The sequence below is a fragment of the Paenibacillus marchantiophytorum genome (genome assembly GCF_014640555.1).
Lineage (GTDB): Bacteria > Bacillota > Bacilli > Paenibacillales > NBRC-103111 > Paenibacillus_E > Paenibacillus_E marchantiophytorum.
This window is the reverse complement of sequence record NZ_BMHE01000160.1, coordinates 1-515: the sequence shown is the minus strand read 5'-3', so window position 1 is coordinate 515 and position 515 is coordinate 1. Positions and strand designations below refer to the sequence as shown.

The following is a 515-nucleotide window of genomic DNA, read 5'->3' as shown; positions in this document are numbered from 1 at the left end:
GTGCAAGCCATAGCTTCGGTGGCGTGTTTAGCCCCGTTACATTTTCGGCGCAGAGTCACTCGACCAGTGAGCTATTACGCACTCTTTCAATGGTGGCTGCTTCTAAGCCAACATCCTGGTTGTCTGTGCAACTCCACATCCTTTCCCACTTAACACACACTTGGGGACCTTAGCTGATGGTCTGGGCTGTTTCCCTTTTGACAATGGATCTTAGCACTCACTGTCTGACTCCCGGAATAAAGTTTGTGGCATTCAGAGTTTGACTGGACTTGGTAACCCTTGGCGGGCCCCGCACCCAATCAGTGCTTTACCTCCACAACTCATCTTCCGAGGCTAGCCCTAAAGCTATTTCGGGGAGAACCAGCTATCTCCGAGTTCGATTGGAATTTCTCCGCTACCCCCACCTCATCCCCGCATTTTTCAACATGCGTGGGTTCGGGCCTCCAGTGAGTGTTACCTCACCTTCACCCTGGACAGGGGTAGATCACACGGTTTCGGGTCTACGTCCACGTACT

At 52.4% G+C, this 515-nt stretch carries 1 rRNA gene; it reads right to left on the bottom strand.

The features are described 5' to 3' along the window. Positions 1-515, bottom strand: a 23S ribosomal RNA gene (locus tag IEY34_RS36445); the annotation flags it as partial.